This window comes from Variovorax sp. MSC1_012 (assembly GCF_023667525.1).
Classification (GTDB): Bacteria; Pseudomonadota; Gammaproteobacteria; order Burkholderiales; family Burkholderiaceae_C; genus Variovorax; species Variovorax beijingensis_B.
In genome coordinates, this window is record NZ_CM174443.1 from 2,685,400 (window position 1) to 2,708,312 (window position 22,913).

The following is a 22,913-nucleotide window of genomic DNA, read 5'->3' on the forward strand; positions in this document are numbered from 1 at the left end:
ATGACCACACCCTTGTACGAACTCAGTGCGCTCCAGTTGCTCGAGCACTACCGTGACCGCGCCTTGTCGCCGGTCGAGGTGACGCAGGCCGTGCTCGCGCGCATCGAGCGCTGGGAGCCGCACATCCACGCCACCTACGATCTGGACGCCGAGGCCGCGCTCGCGTCGGCGCGCGCCTCCGAGGCACGCTGGGCGCAGGGCGCGCCGCAGGGCGAGCTCGACGGCGTGCCGGTCACGCTGAAGGAAAACATCGCCACGCGCGGCACGCCCACGCCGATCGGCAGCGCGGCCACCGTGCTGGCACCCGCCGCGGCCGATGCCCCCGCCGCCGCACGCCTGCGCGAAACCGGCGCGGTGATCGTGACCAAGACGACGATGCCCGACTTCGGCTTCCTCGGCGCGGCACCGTCGAGCTTCCACGCGCTCACGCGCAACCCGTGGGACCTGGGCCGCAACACCGGCGGTTCGAGCTCGGGCGCCGGTGCCGCCGCAGCTGCAGGCTACGGTCCGCTGCACCTTGGCACCGACATCGGCGGCTCGGTGCGCATTCCGGCCAGCTTCTGCGGCGTGTTCGGCCTGAAGCCGAGCCACGGCCGCATCCCGGTCGACCCGCCCGCCCCCGCACGCGTGATCGGCCCGATGACACGCACCGTGGCCGACGCCGCGCTGCTGATGCAGGTGGTGACGCGCCCCGACGCGCGCGATTACATGAGCCTGCCGCCGAACGACTTCGCGTGGCAGCGGCTCGAACGCAATGTGAAAGGCCTGCGCATCGGCCTGTGGACCGAGACCATCGGCGGCTGGCCCATCGATGCGGAAGTCATAGAGGCCGTGCTCGCCGCGGCCCGCCTGTTCGAGCAGGCCGGCGCCATCGTCGAGCCGCTGGCCGACTGGAGCACGCCGGACATGCGCATGGGCATGGCCCACTTCTTCACCATGCGCTGCCGCGTCGACCTGGCCGCGATGCCGCCGGAGCGCGCGAAGCTCGCGGCCGGCTACATCCACCAGGCGGCGGAGTTCGCGGCCTCGCTCACGCCCGAAGACACCTTCCGCGCCTTCACGCGCATGCAGGCGCTGCGCGCGGCCACCGTGGCGGCCACGCAGCCCTTCGACTACGTGCTGTCGCCGGTGTCGCCGGTGCTGCCGTTCGCGGCGGACGCGATCAACAGCGGCTCGGACAATCCACTCAAGGATTCGCACTTCACGTCGGTGTTCAACCAGTCGGAACAACCGGCCGCGTCGATCAACTGCGGCCATGCGAAAAATGGACTGCCGATCGGCATGCAGATCGCGGGGCGCCGCTTCGACGACCTGGGCGTGCTGCAGATGGCGCGCTTCTACGAATCGGTTCGGCCTGCGCAGGCGCGCTGGCCTGAACCGGCCTGAGCAGGCCGATCAGTCCGGCGCGTTCATCACGCGGTCGAACTCCTCGTCAGCCGGAACGTTGTCGGCGTCGAGTTCGCTCGCGTCCGTGAGATCGATGCCGGTTTCCTCCGACAGGTCGTCGGAGATTTCGCTGTCGGTTTCCTCGAAATCGTCGGCTGGCGTGTTGTCGTCGTCTTCGTCGGACGACGAGGCGGAACGCGCGGTGGCGTCGACGTGAATCATGATCGGCTCCTCAGGCTGGATACGGAACGAGCCCCTATAGTGCGCCTGTTTCGGCCATTCCGGTTCACCTGGAGCGCGGCGTCGGTGTCGGAAAGTTTCCCGCACCGGCGCCAGCGGCCTTGCCGGCCCTGCCTTCAGTCCTTGTGGACGTGGCCGTGTTCCCCGTGGCCTTCGTCGTGGCCATGGTCGCCATGGCCGTGTTCGCCGTGCGCCAGCCGGCTCACCAGCGAGACCAGCGCAATGCCCACCACCAGCCACACGATCTGTGCCGCGGTCTGCCGCGCGGGCAGCCGCTTCTGCAGCTGGGGGATCAGGTCGGCCAGCGCCACGTAGACGAAGCTGCTGCTGGCCAGCACCAGGAAGTACGGCAGCCAGCCGTGCAGCTGGTCGACCAGCCACCATCCCACGATGCCGCCGAGCATGGTCATGGTGCCGGCCAGCGACACCTTGACCAGGGCCGCACGCTGGTTGGCCGAGCTCTGGCGCAGCACGACCAGGTCGCCGATGTGGTGCGGAACCTCGTGCGCCAGCACGGCCACGGCCGCCACCAGGCCCAGGCGGATGTCCGCGATGAAGGCCGACGCGATCAGGATGCCGTCGCCGAAGCAGTGCACGCTGTCGCCGGTGAGCACGGCCCAGCCGCCGCCCATGCGGGGCGCGTGGCTGTGCGCATGGCCGTGATCATGGGCATGGCCGTGATCGCCATGATGGTGCTCGTGCCCGTGATGCCAGAGCTCGGCCTTGTCGAGCAGGAAGAAGAACACCAGCCCGAACAGCAGCACGCCGAACAGCAGCGCGGGCTCGATGCGGCTTTCGAAGGCTTCCGGCAAGAGGTGCATGAACGCGGTGGCTAGCAGCGCGCCCGCGGCCAGGCTCAGCAGGTGCTGCGAATTCACCCCGCCCGACCCGTTGCGGACGCCCACGCGCAAGAGCAGTGCGGCCAGCCACACGCTTCCGATGCCGGCAACCAGGGTCGCCGCGATGATCACTATCAAATTCATAGCTGCTTGCGCAATGTCGATGGGCATTGATGCCCGATACCGTTCATAAAAAGAGAAAGGCCGTCGCTGGGACGGCCTTCGGCGGTGGGTGGCTACAGGCCGCCGTCAGGCGACGCCATTGGCTTTGAACCAGGCCGTGGCGCGCTGCCATCCGTCATCGGCCGCGCTCTTCACATAGCTCGGGCGGTAGTCGGCATGGAACGCGTGGCCTGCTTCGGGATACACGACGAAGCTCGAAGCCTTGGCAGCCGGAGTTCCGGTGGCCAGGGCGGCTTTCATCTTATCAACCGTGTCAAGGGGGATGCCCTGGTCCTTGCCGCCGTAGAGGCCGAGCACCGGCGCCTGCAGGCTGGCGGCGACGTCGACCGGGTGCCTGGGCGTGAGCTCGCTCGGCTGGCCGACCAGCCGGCCGTACCAGGCCACGCCGGCCTTGACCTTGCCGGTGGCCGCATAGAGCCACACGATGCGGCCGCCCCAGCAGAAGCCAGTGATGCCGGCCTTGGCCACGTTGCCGCCATTGGCCGATGCATACGAAAGTGCGCCATCGAGGTCCGCCAGCACCTGCGCATCGGGCACCTTGCTCACGATGTCGGCCTGCAGCTTGGGAATGTCGGTATAGCTCTTGGCATCGCCCTGGCGCGCGTAGAGTTCGGGCGCAATGGCCAGGTAGCCGAGCTTGGCGAAGCGCCGGCAGGTGTCGGCAATGTATTCGTGCACGCCGAAGATTTCCTGGATCACCAGGATCACGGGCAGGCCGGTCTTGCCGGCGGGTGCGGCCGCATAGGCCGGCACCTCGAAGCCATTGACGGTGTACTTGACCGGCCCGGCCTTCAGGCCCTCGGCCGAGGTGCTGATCGCGGTCTGCGCCATGACCGGCATGACCGCGGCCGCATAGCCCACGCCAATGGCGGCCTTGAGCGCGGTGCGGCGCGTGGCGCCCTGCTCTGTGCTCTCGCCGGGGCGAAGCGAATCGAAATCGGAACGGCTGTCGTCGCGAAGGGACATGGGTTGGGCTCCAGTTGAATCGTCGGACAAGGGGGCATGCGTGAAAACGCACGCCGCAATGTAGGCGAAATCAGCCCGGCCCGTATGTCTGCAGGGTTGCTGCCGGCCTAGGGCCTGTTAACGCTATGGAAGGGGTCGCGGTAGGCGCGGCGCGCCAGCGCGGCGGCCAGCACCTGCGCCGGATCGACCAGGCTCAGCCCGGCCACGGCGGCTGACCCCTGCAGCCCGAGCGGCACCTCGGTGCAGCCCATGATGATGGTGACCGGCCCGTGGCGCTCTGCGAGCCGCAGCGCCACTTGTGAGAAGCAGGCTTCGGCGAGCTCCATGTTGCCGGCCTTGACGCCCTCGAAGATGCCGCGCGTGATGATTCGGCGCTCTTCGGCCAGCGGCACGTGGCAATCGAGCCCCGCCTCGGCCAGCGCCTGTTCGTAGAGCCGCACGCGGTAGGTGCCTTCGGTGGCCATCAGCGCCACGCTGCCCGCGCGTTGTGCGGCAAGATGCTGCGCCACCTCGCGCGCCATGTGCAGCAGCTCGACCTGCGGAAAGCGCTCCTGCAGCCGGGCATGCCAGGCATGCGCGGTGTTGCAGGCAATGGCCACCGCCTGGCTGCCCAGCGCGGCAAGGCGCCCGAGCGCCTGCAGCATCGGTTCGAGCGGCTGGTGCGCGCCGTTCTCGGTCGAGCCCAGCGCATCGGTGCGGTCGGGCACCGGCACCTGCGCGAGCCAGTGCTCCGGAAAGGACTGGTCCCGCACCGGCTCCCCACGCGCGCGCATCTGCTGCGCGCAGGCCTGCACGAACAGCCGGACGAAGTCGGCTCCCGCCGCCGGGCCCATGCCGCCCAGGATGCCAACTACATTCGTCGAAGCCATGATCTTTCTCTGTTTCAGGAATACCGCGGAACCGGCTTTGCCGGGCCGCTGGTATTGCCCCCGGTAGGGGGTGGGCGAAGCGACACGAAGTGCGCGCAGCCTGGGGGCGAGCTCAAGTAGCGGGTTTGTCGGAAGGCGCCTTGATGTTGTCCTTGAGCTGCTGGCTCATGGGCAGGTTCAGCGGCACGTTCTTCGGCGGGATCGGCGACATGAACCACTTGGTGTAGAGCTTCTCGAACTCGCCGCTCTTCATCATGCCGATGAAGGTGTCGTCCACCAGCTTCTTGAAGGCCGGGTCGTCCTTGGGCAGCATGCAGGCATAAGGCTCGACCTGCAGCGCCTCGCCCACCACCTCGTAGTCGGCCGGATTCTTGGCGTTGGCGATCAGGCCGAACAGCAGGATGTCGTCCATCGCAAACGCCACGGCACGGTCGCTTTCCACGAGCAGGAAGGCGTCGGCGTGGTCCTTGCCGAGCACGATGTCCATGTCGAGGTTCTTCTCGGTGTTGTACTTGCGCATGACCAGCGCATTGGTGGTGCCGGTGGTGCTGGCCACCGTCTTCTTGGCGAGGTCGGCGTAGTCCTTGATCTTCGAGGACTTCTTCACCAGCAGGCGCGTGCCCGTGTAGAAATGGTTGACGGCAAAGGCCACGTCCTTGCCGCGCGCGCTGTTGTTGGTGGTGGAACCGCACTCCAGGTCGACGGTGCCGTTGGTGATGAGCGGAATGCGGTTCTGCGAGGTCACCGGCATCAGCTGCACCTGCAGGCTGGGCTTGTTGAGCTTCTTCTTCACCGCCTCGACCACGGCATTGGAGAGTTCGACCGAGAAACCGATCGGCTTGTTGGGACCGTCCAGGTAGCTGAAGGGCACCGACGACTCGCGGTAGGCGAGCGTGATCTTGCCGGACTCGGCGATCTTGGCCAGCGTATCGGCGGCCTGGACGCCGGTGGCGGTAAGCAGCACCACGGCAGCGGCAGCCATCAATGCGGAGAGTTTCATGCGAGCCTTCTTCAGGTTGGTTGAACAGAGCGGCCAGTGTAAGAAGGAGTGACACACCGCGACAATTCCAATTGAACCCTAGGCCATACCCAAAGGTTATGGGTTAGGGAAACGGGGCGGCAAGGCATGCGCTTTGGCTATGGGCCACCGCGCTTTTGGCATTTCCGGCCGGCGCGGCGCGCACCTACAGTCGACGCTGTCCCCTCTTCACTCCCTCCCGGAAAGCTGCCTCCATGCATGTGTGTGTGCTCGGCGCCGGCATCGTGGGCCTGGCCACCGCCTGGCAGCTCGAACGCCGGGGCCACCAAGTCACGGTGATCGATCGCGCCGCCCCCGGTGCGGGCGCGAGCGGCGGCAACGGCGCACAGCTGAGCTACTCGTATGTGCAGCCGCTGGCCGATCCATCGATCTGGAAGCAGCTGCCCAAGCTGCTGCTCTCGCCCTCCTCGCCGCTCAAGCTGCGGCCCCAGCTCGACCCGCTCCAGTGGCGCTGGGGGCTGGCCTTCCTGGCCGCCTGCAATGCGCAGACCTCCCGCAGCACCACGGCGCAGTTGCTCGCGCTGGCCGCGCAGAGCCGTGCCGGCTTCGAGGCGATGCAGGCGGACGTGGCACCCGACTGCGACTTTTCCGCCACCGGCAAGCTGGTGCTGTACGCCAGTGCGGCCTCGCTCGACGGTGCACGCGCGCAGCTCGAACTGCAGCGCGCCATGGGCAGCGAGCAGCGCATCGTCTCGCCCGACGAATGCGCCGCCATCGAGCCCGCGCTCGCGGGCTACCGCGGCCAGATGGCCGGCGCGGTCCATACGCCGAGCGAATGCGCGGCCGACTGCCTCAAGGTCTGCGCCGAACTGCAGCGGGTGCTCGGCGCACGCGGCGTGCGCTTTCTGATCGACACCGACGTGCACGGCTTCGCACGCAGCAACGGCCGGGTGGCCGCAGTGGACACCAGTGCCGGCGACATCGAGGCCGATGCCTTCGTGATGGCGCTCGGCTCGGCCTCGCACAGGCTCGGGCGCGCGCTGGGCGCCTACCTTCCGGTGTATCCGCTCAAGGGCTACAGCATCACGGTGGAGGTCGATCCCTCGCCCGGCGCGGCGCCCACGGTGAACGTGACCGACAGCGCCCGCAAGGTGGTGTTCGCGCGCATCGGCTCGCGGCTGCGCGTGGCGGGCATGGCAGAACTGGTGGGGCACGACGCGAGCATTCCGGCCACGCGCATCGAGACGCTGGCCGCCGCCACGCGCGCCGTGTTCCCGCATGCAAGCCGGCTCGAAGAGCTGCATCCCTGGACCGGCATGCGGCCGGCCACGCCCAAGGGGCTGCCGATCATCGGCCGGCTGCCGAGCGCGCCGGCGAACATGCTGTTCAACACCGGGCACGGCGCGCTGGGCTTCACGCTGGCCTTCGGCTCGGCGCAGCGGATTGCCGAGGCGCTGGAGTCCGCGGCTTCCTGAGCTGCGGCGCCGCTGATCAGGCCGCCTGCTCGATCGCCTCGCGCATGCAGCGCGTGATGCCGCGCACCGCCACCGAATCGGGCTTTCCCGCAAAGCGCAAGGCGCGCACCGGCACCGGAATGTGCGGCTCCAGCGCCAGCACGTCGACCTTGGCGGCGTCCGCCGAGCGGGCCGTGCAGCCATCGACCAGCGCCACGCCCAACCCGTGGTGTGCCATCGACAGCGCGGCGTGGTAGGTCTGCACCGTGACCACGGCCTGCTGGAAACCGACGCCCGCCTGGCGGCAGGCCTGGCTCAGGCTGGTGCCCACCGGGTCGCGGCTGTCCAGGCCGATCACCGGCCGGTCGACCAGGTCGTGCAGCGCCACCGAGCCGTTGCGCACCAGCGCGCGCGGCAGCATGCCCTTGGGCGCGATGCACACCATGCGCGTGTCCGCCAGCGTTTCCTGCGTGAGCGAGGGATGCACCGCGGGGCTGAAGACAAAGCCCACGTCGGCCTCCTGCAGCAGCAGCGCCGACATGATCTGCGGCGAGTGCAGCGACTCCACCGTGATCGCATAGCCCGGGTGCTTCTCGCGGAAGGCCTTGAGCGCGCGCGGCAGCACCTCGTAGCTCAGCGCCAGCACGCTCAGGATGCGCAGCTCGCCGGTGTCGCTGCCCGCGCGCAGGTTGGCCGCAAGGCGCTGCACCTCGTCGAGCTGCGCAAACAGCCGCTCAATGTGCGGATACAGCGTGAGCGCCTCGGTGGTCGGCGTGAGCCGGCCCTTGGCGCGCTGGAACAGCGGAAAGCCCAGCTGCAGCTCGGCATGCTGCAAGGTCCGGCTCACGGCCGGCTGCGTGATGTTGATGAGCCGCGCCGCCGCGCTCACGCTGCCCGTGAGCATGATCGCGTTGAAGACCTCGATGTGGCGCAGCCGCATGGCCGGCTCAGTTGCCTGCGACCTTGCTGCGCGAAAGGTCCATCACCATGCGGGTCGCAAGATAGAGCCTCGGCTCGATGGAGTCGAGCAGCACGTACTCGGCATCGGCCGAATGCGCGCCGAAGCCCTGCAGGCCGAAGCGCTCCACCACCGGCGCCTTGGTCTTGAGCGCGGCAAAGGCGGCATCGGTGCCGCCGCCGGCCACCTTGTCGTCGGCGCCCAGCGGACGGCCGAGCTCGTCCTTGTAGATCTGCTGCGCATGCTTCGCGAGCGCGAGCGAGGCGCCGGTGGCTTCGAGCGGCGGACGGCGGCGCTCGAACTTCATTTCGACCTTTGCCTCCGGAATCAGCTGCTTCTTCACGCGCTCCTGCACCTGCTGCTCGATGCGGTCATAGTCGCTCACCTTGAGCACGCGCACGTCGGCGCCCGCGGTGGCGCTGGCCGGAATCACGTTGCGGTTGCTGCCCGAGCGCGAGATGGTCCAGTTCATCTTGAGCCCGGTGGCCGGGTCGGACAGGTCGCGCATCTGCAGGATCTGGTGCGACAGCTCGTAGAGCGCGTTCACGCCCAGTTCCGGCGCCGAGCCCGCGTGCGAGGCCTTGCCCGTGACGTTCAGCGAGACCGAGGCAATGCCCGCGGTGGCCAGCGAGAGCTTGTCTTCCTTGACCGAGGCGCCCTCGAACGACAGCACAGCGTCATGCTCGCCGCCCAGCCGCGTGATGAGCGCGCGCGAACCCGGCGAGCTGATTTCCTCGTCGCCGTTGATCAGCACCGTGAGCGTGCCGTAGTCCTTGAACTTCAGCGCCTGCAGCATCGCAACCGTGTGCGTGATGACGGCCACGCCCTGCTTGTCGTCGGCGATGCCCAGGCCATAGGCCTTGTCGCCTTCGACGCGGAACGGCTGCTTGTCGAGCATGCCCACGGTGTAGACCGTGTCCATGTGCGCGATGAGCAAGATCTTCTTCTTGCCCGTGCCCTTGAAGGTGGCGCGCACCGCGCGGCCGATCTTCTCGGGCGTGTCTTCCATGCGGTAGGCCTCGGCGCTGGTGTCGACGAGCTCGACCTCGCCGCCCATGGCTTTGAACTTCGCGGCGATGAGGTCGGAGATCTTCTCGAGGCCTTCGAGGTCGCGGCTGCCCGATTCGATCGAGACCAGTTCCTTCAGCGTCTCGAGCAGCGCGGGCTTTTCCTTGGCGGCCAGCGAGGCGATGCGGGCATCGGGCGCGGCAAACGCGGTGCCCAGGCAGGCGGCGCAAACGGCGGCGAGCAAAAATTTGCGGGGCTGGAATGTCATGTGCGTGCTTCTTCTTTCTTCAGTGGGTTGGGATCAGTGCGCCTTGTCCCAGTTGGGCCCGACGCCGATCTCGGCCAGCAGCGGCACCTTGAGTTCGGCCACGCCGGCCATCAGGCGCGGGATTTCGGTGCGCACCCATTCGATCTCGGCCTCGGGCACCTCGAACACCAGTTCGTCGTGCACCTGCATGATCATGCGGGTGGCGCGCTTCTCCTCGTCAAGCACGTTCTGTACCTTGATCATGCTGAGCTTGATCAGGTCGGCCGCCGTGCCCTGCATGGGCGCATTGATGGCCGCGCGCTCGGCGCCGCCGCGGCGCGGGCCGTTGGGCGAGTTGATCTCGGGCAGGTAGAGGCGCCGGCCGAACACGGTCTCGACATAGCCCTTCTCCTTGGCCAGCGCCTTGGTCTCGTCCATGTACGCCTTCACGCCCGGATAGCGCGCGAAGTAGCGGTCGATGTAGGAGGCCGCGGCCTTGGTCTCGATGCCCAGGTTGCGCGCCAGGCCGAAGCTGCTCATGCCGTAGATCAACCCGAAGTTGATCACCTTGGCATAGCGGCGTTGCTCGCTCGACACCTGGTCGGGCGTGGCGCCGAACACCTCCGCCGCGGTGGCGCGGTGCACGTCGATGCCTTCCCTGAAGGCGCGAAGCAGCGACTCGTCGCCGCTGATGTGGGCCATGATGCGCAGCTCGATCTGCGAGTAGTCGGCGCTTGCGATCACGCTGCCGGGCGGCGCAACGAAGGCCTCGCGCACGCGGCGGCCTTCGGGCGTGCGGATCGGGATGTTCTGCAGGTTGGGATCGTTGCTCGACAGCCGCCCCGTGACCGCCACCGCCTGTGCATAGTGCGTGTGGACGCGGCCGGTGCGCGGGTTGGCGAGCTGGCCCAGCTTGTCGGTGTAGGTGCCCTTGAGCTTGGACAGGCCGCGGTGCTCGAGGATCTTGGCCGGCAGCGGATAGTCCTCGGCCAGTTTTTCGAGCACTTCCTCGTCGGTGCTCGGTGCGCCGCTCGGCGTCTTCTTGACCACCGGCAGGCCCAGCTTGGTGAAGAAGATCTCGCCGATCTGCTTGGGCGAACCCAGGTTGAAGGGCTGGCCCGCGATCTCGTAGGCTTCCTGCTCGAGCGCCATGATGCGCGTGCCGAGCTCGTGGCTCTGCGCGGCGAGCGTGGGCGCATCGATCAGCACGCCGTTGCGCTCGACGCGGTAGAGCGCCTCGCTCGAATCCATCTCGAGCTGGTAGATGAAGCGCAGCTTCTCGTCGCGCTCGATCTGGGGCCAGAGCGCCCGGTGGACATCGAGCGTCTGGTCGCTGTCCTCGCACGAGTATTCGGCGGCCTTGGCGATGTCGACCTGGCTGAACGGTATCTGGTGCGCGCCCTTGCCGCACAGGTCCTCGTACGAGATGCCGCTGCGGCCCAGGTGGCGTTCGGCCAGGCTCGCGAGCCCGTGCGGCCGGTGCGCCTCCAGCACATAGCTCTGCAGCATGGTGTCGTGCGCATAGCCCTGCACCTCGATGCCGTGGTTGGCGAGTACGTGGCGGTCGTACTTGATGTGCTGGCCGAGCTTTTTCTTCGCGGGGTTTTCGAGCCAGGGCTTGAGCCTGGCGAGCACCTCGTCGATGGGCAGCTGCGCGGGCGCGTCCGGATAGTTGTGCGCCAAGGGAACGTAGGCCGCCGCGCCGGGCTCGATACTGAAGCTCACGCCGACGATGCGCGCCACCATCTCGTCGAGCGAGGTGGTCTCGGTGTCGATGGCGGCCAGCTCGGCGGCCTCGAGCTTGGCGAGCCAGGCATCGAACTGCTCCCAGGTGGTGACGGTCTCGTAGCGCAGGTTGCTCGCGGGCGATGCGGCTTCGAGCGCGCCGAGCTCGGCCGATTCGTCGAACAGCCCGCCCTGGTCGGCACTCGCCGCGGCGCCGCGCGCGATCTGCTTCTTGATGTTCTCTTCGATCAGCTCGGGCGGCACTTCCAGCGCCTCGATCGACTTGACCAGGCTCTTGAAGCCGAACCTCTCGTAGAAAGGCTTGAGCTCGGCCGTCTGCGGCGCGCCCACCGGCAGGCCTTCGAGCGAGGGCAGGCCGGCGACGTGCGCGGCCAGGTCGCAGTCGGTGCGGATGGTGACGAGCTGGCGGCTCAGCGGGAGCTTGTCGAGCGCCTTGCGCAGGTTCTCGCCGGCCTGGCCCTTCACCTCGGCGGCGCGCTCGATCAGCGCGTCGAGCGAACCGTATTCCAGCAGCCATTTGGCAGCCGTCTTCGGGCCGACCTTCTCGACGCCGGGCACGTTGTCGACCGCATCGCCCACCAGCGTCTGATAGTCGATCATCAGGTTGGGCGGCACGCCGAATTCGGCCGTAACGCCCGCCACGTCGCGCTTTTTGCCGTTCATCGTGTCGATGATCGTGATGTGCTCGTCCACCAGCTGGCTCAGGTCCTTGTCGCCGCTGGAAACGATGACCTCGATGCCCTGCTGCGCCGCGGTCTTGGCAAGCGTGCCGATCACGTCGTCGGCCTCGATGTCGGGCACGCAGAGCACCGGCCAACCCATCAGCTTGACCACCTCGTGGATGGGGTCGATCTGGCTGCGCAGATCGTCGGGCATGGGGGAGCGGTTGGCCTTGTATTCGGGGTACAGGTCGTCGCGGAAGGTCTTGCCGGGCGCATCGAAGATGCAGGCCGCATAGTCGGCGCGCACCTCGCGGCGCAGCGCCGTCATCATGTTGATCATTCCGCGGATGGCGCCGGTCGCCGGGCTCTTCGGGTCGCCGGGCACGGCCCGCAGGTCGGGCATGGCATGGAAGGCGCGGTAGAGATAGCTCGAGCCATCGACGAGCAGCAGCGTTTTCTTGTCGGTCATCGGGCCATTTTGCCGTGCCCGGACCGGCATTCCGAACCACGCCGGCAAGCGCCGCCCGCCGACACCCCGAAAACGCCCCCGCGCCTACAATCCCTGCATGCCTAGCCCCACACTCCTGGTCGCCCGCCGCATCCTGCTGGCGCTGGCCTTTGCCGTCCCCGTTGCCGCCGTCCAGGCGCAGCCTGCGCCCGCCGCAACGCCTGCGCCGCCCGAGCCGCTACAAAACCAGGAGCAGGCCGACGGCCGCCGCAACCAGAAGGTCGAGCACATCCACACGGAAGACAGCGGCGCCTCGGTCGACGAGGTGCGCTACGGCGGCCGCACGCAGAGCATCAACGTGAAGCCCAAGGCCAACGTGCCGGGCTACGAGGTGCGGCCCAACGATCCAGGCGCGCGCACCGGTTCGGGCGATGCCAACTCGAACGGCAACGGCGCCCGGGTCTGGAACGTGATGAAGTTCTGACCGTGCCGCGCCTTCCATCTGCAGCAAGACGCTGAGCACCGCCATGGCAGTTTTTACCGAAGTCGATTTCGGCGAGGCAGACGCGCTCGTGCAGCGCCTGGGCCTCGGCCCCCTGCGCGAGCTGCGCGGCATCGAGGGCGGCATCGAGAACACCAACTACTTCGCGACCACCGAAAGCGGCGAGTTCGTGCTGACGCTGTTCGAGCGCCTGAGCGCCGAGCAGCTTCCCTACTACCTTTGCCTCATGAAGCACCTGGCGGGCCGCGGCCTGCCGGTGCCCGAACCGGTGGCCGATCCGGCCATCCAGCCGCCCTCGGGCCATGCGCTGACGATTCCCGCAAACGCCCCGTGCGAACTGCTGCTCAAGGTGGCGGGCAAGCCGGCCGCGCTGGTGCAGCGGCTCTCGGGCCGAAGCGAACTGGCACCGGGCACGGCCCACTGCGCCGAGTTGGGCGCCCTGCTCGCGCGCATGCACCTGGCCGCGCGCGACTTTCCGCGCATCCAGCCGAACCTGCGCGGCCTCGCATGGTGGAACGACACCGTGCCGGTGGTGCTGCCCTACGTGGACGAATCGCAGGCGGCGCTGCTGCGCGGCGAACTCGCGTACCAGAACCACATCGCCGAGTCGTCGGCCTACGCGGCGCTGCCGCGCGGCCCCGTGCATGCCGACATGTTCCGCGACAACGTGATGTTCGCCACCGGTGAAAACGCCGGCGCGGCGCCGCGCCTGACCGGCGTGTTCGACTTCTATTTCGCGGGCACCGACACCTGGCTGTTCGACCTGGCCGTATGCCTGAACGACTGGGCCGTCGATCTTCCGACCGGCCGGCACGACGCCGAACGCGCCGACGCGCTGCTCGCGGCCTACGAAGGCGTGCGCCCGCTGAATGCGTCCGAGCGCGCGCTGCTGCCCGCCATGCTGCGCGCCGCGGCACTGCGCTTCTGGATCTCGCGGCTGTGGGACTTTCATCTGCCGCGCGAAGCCAGCATGCTGAAGCCGCACGACCCGGCGCACTTCGAGCGCGTGCTGCGCGAGCGCGCCACCCATCCGCATGCCATGGCGCAGTCGCTCGAGCCGCTGCCCGCCTGACCCTTCAAAAATGAAACTCCACATCGTGCCGGCGCGAACCGGCGCCGTATGGGTCCGCCTCGGGCTCAAGACCTTCTGGCGGCAGCCGCTCGCCTTCATCTCGCTGTTCTTCCTGCTGATGGCGCTGATCTCGACGGTGTCGCTGCTGCCGCTGGTGGGCAGCGTGCTGGCGCCGATCCTGCTGCCCTTCATGACGCTGGGCCTGATGGTGGCCACCTCGGTGGCCTACACCGACAACGCAGAGGGCGCCGGCATTGCCGGCCACGCACAGCGGCCCACCGGCTCGGCCATGTTCGTGGCGGTGGCCGGCGCCATGCGCACCGAGTGGCGCTCGCTGGTCAAGCTCGGCGTGATCTCGGCAGCGTATTTCGTGGTGGCGGTACTGCTCACGAGCTTCATCGACGGCGGAGAGCTGGCACGCGCCTACCTGCTCGACGACATGCCGTCAGCCGAAACCATGGCAAGCAGCGACTTCCAGGTGGCGCGCATGTTCCTCATGTGCCTGAATCTGCCGCTCTCGCTGGCAATGTGGCACGCCCCGGCGCTCGTGCACTGGCACGGCGTGGAGCCGGTCAAGAGCATCTTCTTCAGCGTGGTGGCGCTGTTCCGCAACTTCGGAGCCTACGCGCTCTTCGTGCTGGCGTGGTTCGGCGTGTTCCTGCTCGCGGGCATCGGCATGGGACTCATCGCCACCGTGCTGATCGGCGTGGGCGCGGCGGCCGGCGGCGCGGCCCTCATCGGCAACGTGCTGATCGTGGGGTCGGCGCTGGTGCTTGCGGCCATGTCGCTGAGCTCCACCTGGTTCACCTTCCGCGACAGCTTCGATCCGAGCTGATCCTTCTTCTCAATCGGCCGCAGCCCTGTCCTTTCGCAGGCTCGCGAACAGCGACCAGGCCATGCCGGCCAGGAGCAGCAGGCCGATGCCCAGCGCTCCCCACAGCCACCACTTGCGCGCCGGATCCGGCTGCGTGGGCACTGGCAATTGCGCCGCCGCGGCCACTGCTGCATCGACGGCGGCCACCGGCGGCTGCGGCAGCACAACGGTGGCCTCGTCCGCCGCCACCGGCTTGTTCGCGCTGTAGCCCGGCAGCAGCGTGGCAAGCGCCAGCGCCGCACCGGGCGGACCGCCCTGCACGGCGTTCTTCGGCGGCACGGCATTCCAGGCCAGCGAATAGGGTGCGGCGCCCTGCGCCAAAAACACCAGCGTGCGCGGCGTGGCGCCCACAGCAATCGACGGCGGCGCCGCACCCAGCAGGCTCACCGGCCCCGCAGTGCGCAGCCGCAGGTGCGTGTAGCGTGCGCCGTCCAGCGCCAGCACCGGCGAGTGCGCCTCGCCGCCGGGCTGCGCCAGGCGGTACACCACCGTGTCGAGCAGCGGCACCTCGCCCGCACTGCCGGTGGGCGCCACCGGCGGGCGCTGCCGATGCCGCAGCGCGTAGAGCGGATTGCGTGGCATGGGCGCCGGATCGGCGGGGACCGTCGGCGTGGCGGCGAGCAGGCCCGAGATGCCAACCTGCGCCAGCGTGTTGACGTCGGCCAGGTCGATGCGCAGCGCTTCCACCGGCAGGCCGCGCGGCAGTGCGTAGTCGCAGTGGTCGGCGCCGCAGCGCTCCGGCTTGAGCGCGCCGGACCATTGGAGTGGCGCCGCGGGTTCGGCCTCCTGCACGCTGTCGATCGCCACGCCGGTCAGCGGCGCGCCGCTCTGCGGATCGCTCCAGCGCAGGCGCAGGAAGCGCGCATGCACGCCGCCCAGCTCGACCGCGAGGCGCTCGATGGTCTGCTCGCCGTGCGCGAGCCGCACCAGCTGTTCCTCGCCTCCGACCGGCCGCCAGTGCCGCAGGTCGTCGCTGGCCTCCAGCCTGAAAGCGAACAGGCCGCGCGCATCCGGCGCCACCTCGAAACGCGCCTGCAGCAGGCCGCCCTTGAGCTGGCTCGCATCGATCAGCCACTGCGCCGCGTCGGCCTGCTTGCGCGCAGGCTTGCGAGCCAGCGCCAGCGAGCCGTCGGGCCGCACCCTGAAGCTCGGCGACGCGTCGTCCGATGCATGGTCGGCACTCGCGGGCAGCGCGAAGATCGGCACCTCCTTCGAGCTGAAGCGCGGGGCGGCGGCCTCGTCGCGCAGCCATGCGTAGGGCACCGCATCGCCGGTGGCATTGCGCACGCGGACGTCGCGCAGGTCGCCACGCGCGGCCAGGCCGTAGATGCCCAGCGGCAGCGCGAGCCGGTAGTACGGCCCGCTGCCTTGCAGGGCAATGGGCGCGGTGGTGGTGGGCTGCGCCCCGGCTGCGCCACACCAGGCCGCAGCCATGGCCATGGCGAGGCGAACACCCGCCAGAAGAAACGACGACTTCGTGTTTTGCTTCATGCTGCACCTCCTTCGGGCAACACAACATCTTTCTCCATTTCCCTCTTCTTCGGCGGCACGGGCGCGAAATAGCCCACCAGCAGCAGCAATGCGCCCACCGCGATGAACGACACGATGCGGAACAGCCCGCCCCGGTCCGCCAATTCGACAAAAAACAGTTTCAGCACCACAACGCCGAGCAGCGCCGCGCCGCCGACCCACAAAGTGCGCACCCCGCGGCCATGGCCGAGCACCATCGCGACCACGCCGCAGACAGCCCAGGTGATCGAGAGCGCCGCTTGTGTGAGCCACGAGGCATAGAGCGCGTCGAAGCGCCATTCGACGCCAGCATAGTGGTGGCAGCTGCGCAGCACCATGCCGGTCAAGAGCGCCAAGCCGGTGAGGCCGAGCACGCCCTTCGCCACCATCGGCTGCACGCGCGCGAACGACGCCTCGGGCAAGGCGCGCCACCACAGCACCAGCGCGAACAGCACCAGCCACTGGGCGAGCTCGAGCGGGTTCAGCAGCGGCACGTAGGGCAGCGGCGCCGCGTCGCCCGGGCTCATGGCGTTGGTGATCCAGGCCCATGCGAGCAGATAGGCCGCCACCGGCATCGCCGCGACTTCGAGGTAGGCGGCGCGGTACTCGGCCAGCGGCCAGCGCTGCAGCAGTGCGCGCGAGCGCAGCATCCAGAGCGCCGCGGCCGGCACGACGGCCCAGCCCAGCAGCTGCCAGCTCGACCATTCCGCGCCAATGCGCCCGAGCTGCCATTGGCATTCGCGCGCCGCGAGCAGCAGGAAGAACCAGAAGCCCGCCACATGCAAAGGCACCAGCGCCGACGAAGCCAACCAGCGCTTCTGCGCATGCAGCAGCCGCAGGTGCCACAGCAGCGCCAGCGGCCAGGCGATCCAGCCCAGCGCGCTCGACGGCACGTAGACCAGCGGCACGGCCAAGGCAATGACATGGACGGCAATCAGGCCGAAGCCCGGCAAGGTGGCCAGGGTCGCGCGGCCGAGCTGCGGCCAACCGCGCCGGTGCGCCACGAGCGCCGACAGCATGGAGGTCACGAGCACGATCGCCACCGCGGCCGCGGCCAGGTGTGCGGCCAGTCCCATGCGGCGCAGCACCTCGCCCGTTTCGTCGAACCAGCCGAAGAGCCACCAGCCCAGCCCCCAGACCACCGGCAGCCACAGGGCCAGCGGATGGGCACACCAGTCGTTGATCCAGTGCTTGCGCGGAGCCGCGGTGTCGCCGCCGGTGGCGCGCCGGCCCGCTTCGCCGCTGATCCAGCCGCCGGCCAGCAGCGCCGCGAGCCCCAGCACCACCGGCGTCCAGAAGCCCAGGTGCGCGAAAGCCGGCGGCGCGGCTTCGGCGTGAAAGATGCGGCCGTAGACGTGAAGCAGCGCCGAGACAAGCTGCAGCACGCCCGCCAGCGCCGCGAGCGGCCCGTGCGCGATGCGCAGCGCCACCCAGAGCGTGATGGTCGCCGTGATCGGCCACAGCAGCGCCGCCTGCGCAAGGCTCAGCTGGAACAGCATCGCCAGATGAAGCAGGCCCACGCCCGCAATCACCGCGATGGCATTGCCCAGCGACCACACCGGCTGGATGCCGCGCGCCAATGCCGCGCGGTGCACCTGCAGCATCGACCACGCGGCGCTGCCGAGCAGGCTCAGCGCGATCAGGCTCGCCACCGCCGCGCCCTGCCAACCGCTGGCCAGCACCTCGTCGCCGCCGCGTGCATCGGCGACGCGGTGCAGCGTGGCGATGAAGCCGGCCACCGCCAGCGCCTGCAAGCCGTAGCTCACGAAAGCCAGCGGCCGCAGCTGGAAGCGCACCGACACCGCAAAGGCGGCGGAGGCCAGCACTGCGGTTGCGGCCGCCGCCCAGGGCGGCGTGAACCATTGCCACAGCAGCAGCGTGAGCGCGCTCATGCCGAGCCATGGCAGCGCGGTACCCGCCAGCGCCTCCCAGCCGTTGCCTTCATCGAGCCTGGCACGGCGATGAATCGCCCACATCGCGAAAGCGCTGACCGCGACCAGCAGCGGCCCGATCACAGACCCCTGCAGCAGCGGATGCCCTGCCGCGCCGTCAAGCTGCGTGGCCTGCAGCAGTTTCCACACCGCGCCGGCAAAAACCACGAACGAGAAGGCACGCGCATACACGCGCTGCTGCCGCGCGCCCAGCCAGTACATGCCGGCCGCTTCCACGGCCCAGGCGGCGCCGGTCCACCGGCCCTCCAGCCCCAGCGGAATCGCGAGCGTGCCGAAGATCACGCCCACGATGGCGTAGGCCTCCGCCAGCAGGGCCAGGCCCTTCGGCTGCGTGGCGAACACCAGGCGGCCCAGCATCAGGTAGAAGGCCGCGAGCGCCATGGCCGAGAACGCGGCGCCGTATTCCCACGGCTGCATCAGCAGCACCTGCATGCCGAAGGCAACCATGGGCGTGCCGAACACCAGCGAGCTGTCGACGCGGCCCGCACGGCGCAGCGTATCAAGCGCACGCGCGGCCAGCGGCTGCGCGGGCTGCACCGGTGCGTCGAACAGCGTGCGGCGCGCGAACAGCAGGCCGATGGCGACGAACAGCAGGAAGAACACGAGCAGGAAGGGCTGCACGATGCCGTACTGGTCGGGCGTGTAGTACCTGTGCGCCCAGCCCGCGGCCAGCGTGAAGGTGCCGACGAAGCCGATCAGGTTCAGCACGCGCCAGGCCTTGAACCACGCGATCAGCACGATGCCCACATCGAGCACCAGCAGGTAGGTAAAAAGCCCCACCGGCCGGTTCTGCCCGGTGGATGCGAGCACCGGCGCCGCAAAGCCCTCGAGCACCGCGACGATGGCCAGCAGCGGCGCGTTCTGCAGCACCGCGAGCACCGCACTCAGCACGGCCACGCCGAACAGGAAGGCGAAGCCGGCTGTCGGCGGCAGCAGCTCGTGCACCTTCATCGCCGCCAGCGTCGTCAGGTAGAACACGCCGATGCCGGCGCCCTGCAGGATCAGCGCGTAGCCGGCGCGCTTGCGGCGCAGCAGCCAGCCCAGCGCTAGCAGACCCGCGCCGACCAGTGCCACCGCCGCATAGCGCAGCTCGACAGGCACCGTGACGCGCTCGGCCGTGTAGCGCAGCAGGAAGGCCAGCCCCAGGAACAGGATCAGCACGCCGAGCTTCACCAGCATGTTGCCGCCGAAGATCAGGTTGGCGATGGGCGCGGGCAGGCGGTCGCGCCATGGGACCGGTGGAGGTGGTGGAGGCGGAGGCAGGCGCCGCGGCGGCGCCGGCTCGGCCGTGGGGGGCTTGGCGGCCACGGGCGCGACAGGTTCGGGAGGCGGCCTGACCGCCGCCGGCCCGATCTCCGGCACCGGAACGTGCGCCGCGGCGACACCGGCATCGGCCACAGCCGCAGGCCGCGCGGCAACCGGCGCGGATTGCACGATCGGGATCTCTTGCCTGGCAGGCACAGCCACTGCGCTGCTCGCGCCTTGCGCCAGCCGCTGTTCGAGCAGGCTCACGCGCTGTTCGAGCTCGGCCACGCGCTGCTGCAGCGCCGGCATGCCGCCTGCCGGGGGCGCCGCCGCACCGCTGGAAGGCTGTGCGCTCTCAGCCTCGCTGCGCGCGGGTCCGGCGGCGGTTTTCTTGCCGATGATCTTCGGCACCGCGAACGCGCCCACCACCGCCAGGATCAGCGCGGCCGGAACCGATTCGGCCAGGGCCCCGATGAAAAGGCCGGCGATCATGCCAAGGAACCACATCCTCAACTCCCCATGTTTGGCGAGCACGGAGTGTACGGCGATTGCCCGATTAAAAATCGCTCGAAAGGCCCGTGGTTACTGTGGCCTCAGCTATTTGTTTAATAGCAAACCGAGGGCATCGCTCACACCGGTGTGAGCTTGGCCACCGACAGCGCGAGCCACTTCACGCCATGCCGCGCGAACTTGACCTGCGCGCGCGCATCGTCGCCCGTGCCTTCGAGCGACAGCACCGTGCCTTCGCCGAACTTGTTGTGGAACACCTGCATGCCCGAGCGCAGGCCGTGCGAGGGCGTGGTCTTCTGCGGTGGCACCGGCGGGCTCGCGAAGGTGTCCTTGCTGCCGACGTAGCCGCCACCGCCGCTGTAACTGCCTCCACCGCCGCGCGTGCTCGCATAGCCGCCGCCATAGCCGAAGGCCGAAGGCGTGAAGGCCTGGTTTTTCGGAGTGAGCCATTTGAGCGCGCCTTCGGGCAGCTCTTCGAAGAAGCGGCTCTTCACGTTGTAACGCGTCTGGCCGTGCAGCATGCGCGTCTGCGAATGGCTCAAATACAGGCGCTTGCGCGCGCGCGTGATCGCCACGTACATCAGGCGGCGCTCTTCCTCGAGGCTCTCGAAATCGCTCATCGAGTTCTCGTGCGGGAACAGGCCCTCTTCCATGCCGGTGATGAACACGCAGTCGAACTCCAGGCCCTTGGCGGCGTGAACGGTCATGAGCTGCACCGCGTCCTGCCCCGCCTGCGCCTGGTTGTCGCCCGACTCGAGCGCCGCATGCGTGAGGAACGCGGCCAGCGGGCTCAGCGTTTCGCCGGTTTCGGCATCGGGCGCGAGCGGCTCATCGATGACGGGCCGGTTCGGGTCCAGGCCCTGGCTCGCGGGCGACTGGCGCAGTTCGTCGATGGGCAGCGCCACGGCATCGCGGCCGAAGCCTTCCTGCGTGACGAAACTCTCTGCCGCATTCACCAGTTCTTCCAGATTCTCGATGCGGTCGGCGCCTTCGCGGTCGGCCTTGTAGTGTTCGACGAGGCCGCTGTGGTCGAGCACCAGCTCGATGATCTCGCGCAGGCTCGCGCCCTGCGTCTGCTCGCGCAGCACGTCGATCTTGGCGACGAAGGCCGTGAGGTTCGAGCCCGCCTTGCCGCCGACGGCATGCACCGCGTCGTGCAGCGAGCGGCCCGCCGTGCGCGCCGCGTCCTGCAACTGCTCCAGCGTGCGCGCGCCGATGCCGCGAGGCGGAAAGTTGACCACGCGCAGGAAGCTGGTGTCGTCATCCTTGTTCTCGAGCAGGCGCAGGTAGGCCAGCGCATGCTTGATTTCGGCGCGCTCGAAGAAGCGCAGGCCACCGTACACGCGGTACGGCACCGAGGCGTTGAAGAGCGCCGTTTCGATCACCCGGCTCTGCGCATTGCTGCGGTAGAGCACGGCCATTTCCTTGCGGTCGAAGCCGTCGCGCACGAGCTGGCGCATTTCCTCGACCATCCACTGCGCCTCGGCCAGGTCGGTGGGCGACTCGTACACGCGCACCGGCTCGCCGGGGCCCTGGTCGGTGCGCAGGTTCTTGCCCAGGCGCTTCTTGTTGTGGCTGATGAGCTCGTTGGCCGAGTCGAGGATGTTGCTGTAGCTGCGGTAGTTCTGCTCCAGCTTGATCTGGTGCTGCACGTCGAACTCGCGCACGAAGTCGGCCATGTTGCCCACGCGCGCACCGCGAAAGGCGTAGATGCTCTGGTCGTCGTCGCCCACGGCAATCACGCTGTTGTTCTCACCCGGCACGAACTGGCCTCCCGCCGCGGTGCTGCCCGAGAGCATCTTGATCCACGCGTACTGCAGGCGATTGGTGTCCTGGAACTCGTCGATCAGGATGTGGCGGAAGCGCCGCTGGTAGTGCTCGCGCACCGGGTCGTTGTCGCGCAGCAGCTCGTAGCTGCGCAGCATGAGCTCGCCGAAGTCGACCACGCCTTCGCGCTGGCACTGCTCTTCGTAGAGCTGGTAGAGCTCGACCTTCTTGCGGTCGTCCTCGGTGCGGATCTCGACGTCCTTCGGGCGCAGGCCGTCTTCCTTGGCGCCGGCGATGAACCACTGGGTCTGCTTGGCCGGAAAGCGCTCGTCGTCGACGTTGAACTGCTTCATCAGCCGCTTGATGGCCGAGAGCTGGTCCTGCGTGTCGAGGATCTGGAAGGTGGACGGCAGGTTGGCCAGCTTCCAGTGCGCGCGCAGGAAGCGGTTGCACAGGCCGTGGAAGGTGCCGATCCACATGCCGCGCACGTTGACGGGCAGCATCGCCGTGAGCCGCGTCATCATTTCCTTGGCGGCCTTGTTGGTGAAGGTCACGGCCAGGATGCCGCCGGCGGAGACCTGGCCGGTCTGCAGCAGCCAGGCGATGCGGGTGGTCAGCACCCGCGTCTTGCCCGAACCGGCGCCGGCGAGGATCAGGGCATTGCCCGCAGGCAGGGTGACCGCGGCGCGCTGCTCCGGGTTGAGGTTGGCAAGCAGGGGCGAATCGGCCGCTGGGGATTGGGGTGCGCCGGCAGTGGCGTCGTACGAGCCGAAAAGAGACATCCCGGCATTGTAGGAAGCCGGGGCGTCCCGACGCGGCGGCGGGGTTGCCCGCGCCCTTTTTACTTCACGAGTTTCAGCGTGCCCTTCATGATCGACGAATGGCCGGGGAAGGAGCAGAAGAAGGTGTAGCTGTCGGCCGCGCCCAGCTTGGCGACCGGAAAGGTGACGCTGTCGCTTTCGCCGCCGCCGATGATCTTGGTGTGCGCCACGACGCGCGCGTCGCCGGCCTTCACATAATTTTGCGGCAGGCCCGCAGCGATGCCGTCGGCGGCGACCGCCTGCACGTCGGCCGTCTTGGCAAGCACCCAGTTGTGGCCCATGGCCTGCTTCGGCAGCTTGCCGACATGTTTGAGCTTGACGGTGAATTCCTTGCAACTCCTGCTCACCTCGACGGCGGGCTTGTTGAACTGCATGGCGTCGTTGCTTTCGATCTCGACTGTGCAGTCGGCAGCGAAGGCGGAGGAAGAAGCGAGCGCCAGGACGGCGATGGCGGGGAGGCGGTGGCGAAGCATGGGAACGATCTCCAGGAAAACAAAAAAACGAAAGGCGGCGCACGGCGCGCTGCGGTGGCCGCATTGTCGGGCGCGGGCGCCGCGCGGCACTGATCTGCATCAAGTGGCGCCGCCGCATGGTGCCCTTCGCCACCGCGGCCCGGCCTTGCCGGCCGGGCAGACCGGCCGGCGAATAAGGTCTATACGAAAGCGCGGAAGAAGGC

Annotated in this window: 17 protein-coding genes; 5 read left to right on the top strand and 12 right to left on the bottom strand. The window is 68.7% G+C overall.

Translation table 11 applies throughout. The annotated features are described in order from the left end of the window. Positions 1 to 1,386 (top strand): amidase, encoded by a 1,386-nt coding sequence (locus L1081_RS12750; protein ID WP_489416724.1) that lies wholly within the window; start codon positions 1 to 3, stop codon positions 1,384 to 1,386. A gap of 9 nt (positions 1,387 to 1,395) precedes the next feature. On the opposite strand, the gene L1081_RS12755 is transcribed toward L1081_RS12750, so the two are convergent. The 5 genes from L1081_RS12755 to L1081_RS12775 all read right to left on the bottom strand — a co-directional run bounded on the left by L1081_RS12755 (position 1,396) and on the right by L1081_RS12775 (position 5,483). Beyond that, positions 1,396 to 1,608, bottom strand: coding sequence for a hypothetical protein (locus L1081_RS12755; protein WP_012746693.1), 213 nt, complete (start codon positions 1,606 to 1,608; stop codon positions 1,396 to 1,398). Positions 1,609 to 1,742: 134 nt separating this feature from the next. Next, positions 1,743 to 2,609 (bottom strand): ZIP family metal transporter, encoded by an 867-nt coding sequence (locus L1081_RS12760; protein WP_489416725.1) that lies wholly within the window; start codon positions 2,607 to 2,609, stop codon positions 1,743 to 1,745. A gap of 105 nt (positions 2,610 to 2,714) precedes the next feature. Further along, positions 2,715 to 3,614 carry a dienelactone hydrolase family protein gene (locus L1081_RS12765; RefSeq protein WP_489416726.1) on the bottom strand — a complete coding sequence of 300 codons (900 nt, stop codon included), beginning with the start codon at positions 3,612 to 3,614 and terminating at the stop codon, positions 2,715 to 2,717. Positions 3,615 to 3,721: 107 nt separating this feature from the next. Next, a complete protein-coding gene (locus tag L1081_RS12770; protein WP_489416727.1) occupies positions 3,722 to 4,483 on the bottom strand; it encodes an amino acid racemase in 762 nt (253 codons plus the stop codon). A 112-nt stretch (positions 4,484 to 4,595) separates the two neighbouring features. Beyond that, a complete protein-coding gene (locus L1081_RS12775; protein ID WP_489416728.1) occupies positions 4,596 to 5,483 on the bottom strand; it encodes a transporter substrate-binding domain-containing protein in 888 nt (295 codons plus the stop codon). 233 nt (positions 5,484 to 5,716) lie between these two features. On the opposite strand from L1081_RS12775, the gene L1081_RS12780 reads away from it, so the two are divergent. Next, positions 5,717 to 6,937 carry a D-amino acid dehydrogenase gene (locus L1081_RS12780; protein WP_489416729.1) on the top strand — a complete coding sequence of 407 codons (1,221 nt, stop codon included), beginning with the start codon at positions 5,717 to 5,719 and terminating at the stop codon, positions 6,935 to 6,937. Positions 6,938 to 6,953: 16 nt separating this feature from the next. On the opposite strand, the gene L1081_RS12785 is transcribed toward L1081_RS12780, so the two are convergent. Genes L1081_RS12785 through polA form a run of 3 tightly spaced genes read right to left on the bottom strand, consistent with a single transcriptional unit; the run spans position 6,954 to position 12,006 of the window. Beyond that, the gene (locus L1081_RS12785; protein ID WP_124957001.1) at positions 6,954 to 7,856 is read right to left on the bottom strand and encodes a LysR family transcriptional regulator; all 903 of its coding nucleotides are present in this window, start codon (positions 7,854 to 7,856) and stop codon (positions 6,954 to 6,956) included. Positions 7,857 to 7,863: 7 nt separating this feature from the next. Beyond that, on the bottom strand, positions 7,864 to 9,150 hold the full coding sequence (locus tag L1081_RS12790) for a glutamate carboxypeptidase (protein WP_489416730.1): 1,287 nt from the start codon (positions 9,148 to 9,150) through the stop codon (positions 7,864 to 7,866). A gap of 33 nt (positions 9,151 to 9,183) precedes the next feature. Then, positions 9,184 to 12,006 carry a DNA polymerase I gene (gene polA / locus L1081_RS12795; RefSeq protein ID WP_489416731.1) on the bottom strand — a complete coding sequence of 941 codons (2,823 nt, stop codon included), beginning with the start codon at positions 12,004 to 12,006 and terminating at the stop codon, positions 9,184 to 9,186. Positions 12,007 to 12,103: 97 nt separating this feature from the next. On the opposite strand from polA, the gene L1081_RS12800 reads away from it, so the two are divergent. From L1081_RS12800 to L1081_RS12810, 3 genes are read left to right on the top strand one after another with little or no spacing between them, the layout of a single operon-like run. Next, entirely contained in the window at positions 12,104 to 12,469 is a 366-nt protein-coding gene (locus L1081_RS12800; protein ID WP_124957007.1) for a hypothetical protein, read from the top strand. A 43-nt stretch (positions 12,470 to 12,512) separates the two neighbouring features. Then, the gene (locus L1081_RS12805) at positions 12,513 to 13,559 is read left to right on the top strand and encodes a homoserine kinase (protein WP_489416732.1); all 1,047 of its coding nucleotides are present in this window, start codon (positions 12,513 to 12,515) and stop codon (positions 13,557 to 13,559) included. A gap of 10 nt (positions 13,560 to 13,569) precedes the next feature. After that, on the top strand, positions 13,570 to 14,394 hold the full coding sequence (locus tag L1081_RS12810; protein ID WP_489416733.1) for a BPSS1780 family membrane protein: 825 nt from the start codon (positions 13,570 to 13,572) through the stop codon (positions 14,392 to 14,394). 9 nt (positions 14,395 to 14,403) lie between these two features. On the opposite strand, the gene L1081_RS12815 is transcribed toward L1081_RS12810, so the two are convergent. From L1081_RS12815 to azu, 4 genes are all read right to left on the bottom strand, one after another. Continuing rightward, entirely contained in the window at positions 14,404 to 15,924 is a 1,521-nt protein-coding gene (locus tag L1081_RS12815; protein WP_489416734.1) for a DUF3999 family protein, read from the bottom strand. Further along, positions 15,921 to 19,631, bottom strand: coding sequence for a DUF2339 domain-containing protein (locus L1081_RS12820; protein ID WP_489412556.1), 3,711 nt, complete (start codon positions 19,629 to 19,631; stop codon positions 15,921 to 15,923). The genes L1081_RS12815 and L1081_RS12820 overlap by 4 nt, the downstream gene beginning before the upstream one ends. A gap of 137 nt (positions 19,632 to 19,768) precedes the next feature. Then, positions 19,769 to 22,198 (bottom strand): UvrD-helicase domain-containing protein, encoded by a 2,430-nt coding sequence (locus tag L1081_RS12825; protein WP_489412557.1) that lies wholly within the window; start codon positions 22,196 to 22,198, stop codon positions 19,769 to 19,771. Positions 22,199 to 22,257: 59 nt separating this feature from the next. Further along, the gene (gene azu / locus L1081_RS12830) at positions 22,258 to 22,710 is read right to left on the bottom strand and encodes an azurin (RefSeq protein WP_489412558.1); all 453 of its coding nucleotides are present in this window, start codon (positions 22,708 to 22,710) and stop codon (positions 22,258 to 22,260) included. Positions 22,711 to 22,913: the final 203 nt, after the last annotated feature.

Coding starts and splice junctions, on each gene's coding strand:
- polA (WP_489416731.1), bottom strand. CDS start 12,006: ATGACCGACAAGAAAACGCTGCTGCTCGTCGATGGCTCGAGCTATCTC.
- L1081_RS12810 (WP_489416733.1), top strand. CDS start 13,570: ATGAAACTCCACATCGTGCCGGCGCGAACCGGCGCCGTATGGGTCCGC.
- L1081_RS12755 (WP_012746693.1), bottom strand. CDS start 1,608: ATGATTCACGTCGACGCCACCGCGCGTTCCGCCTCGTCGTCCGACGAA.
- azu (WP_489412558.1), bottom strand. CDS start 22,710: ATGCTTCGCCACCGCCTCCCCGCCATCGCCGTCCTGGCGCTCGCTTCT.
- L1081_RS12800 (WP_124957007.1), top strand. CDS start 12,104: ATGCCTAGCCCCACACTCCTGGTCGCCCGCCGCATCCTGCTGGCGCTG.
- L1081_RS12750 (WP_489416724.1), top strand. CDS start 1: ATGACCACACCCTTGTACGAACTCAGTGCGCTCCAGTTGCTCGAGCAC.
- L1081_RS12775 (WP_489416728.1), bottom strand. CDS start 5,483: ATGAAACTCTCCGCATTGATGGCTGCCGCTGCCGTGGTGCTGCTTACC.
- L1081_RS12790 (WP_489416730.1), bottom strand. CDS start 9,150: ATGACATTCCAGCCCCGCAAATTTTTGCTCGCCGCCGTTTGCGCCGCC.
- L1081_RS12760 (WP_489416725.1), bottom strand. CDS start 2,609: ATGAATTTGATAGTGATCATCGCGGCGACCCTGGTTGCCGGCATCGGA.
- L1081_RS12820 (WP_489412556.1), bottom strand. CDS start 19,631: ATGATCGCCGGCCTTTTCATCGGGGCCCTGGCCGAATCGGTTCCGGCC.
- L1081_RS12825 (WP_489412557.1), bottom strand. CDS start 22,198: ATGTCTCTTTTCGGCTCGTACGACGCCACTGCCGGCGCACCCCAATCC.
- L1081_RS12785 (WP_124957001.1), bottom strand. CDS start 7,856: ATGCGGCTGCGCCACATCGAGGTCTTCAACGCGATCATGCTCACGGGC.
- L1081_RS12815 (WP_489416734.1), bottom strand. CDS start 15,924: ATGAAGCAAAACACGAAGTCGTCGTTTCTTCTGGCGGGTGTTCGCCTC.
- L1081_RS12780 (WP_489416729.1), top strand. CDS start 5,717: ATGCATGTGTGTGTGCTCGGCGCCGGCATCGTGGGCCTGGCCACCGCC.
- L1081_RS12770 (WP_489416727.1), bottom strand. CDS start 4,483: ATGGCTTCGACGAATGTAGTTGGCATCCTGGGCGGCATGGGCCCGGCG.
- L1081_RS12765 (WP_489416726.1), bottom strand. CDS start 3,614: ATGTCCCTTCGCGACGACAGCCGTTCCGATTTCGATTCGCTTCGCCCC.
- L1081_RS12805 (WP_489416732.1), top strand. CDS start 12,513: ATGGCAGTTTTTACCGAAGTCGATTTCGGCGAGGCAGACGCGCTCGTG.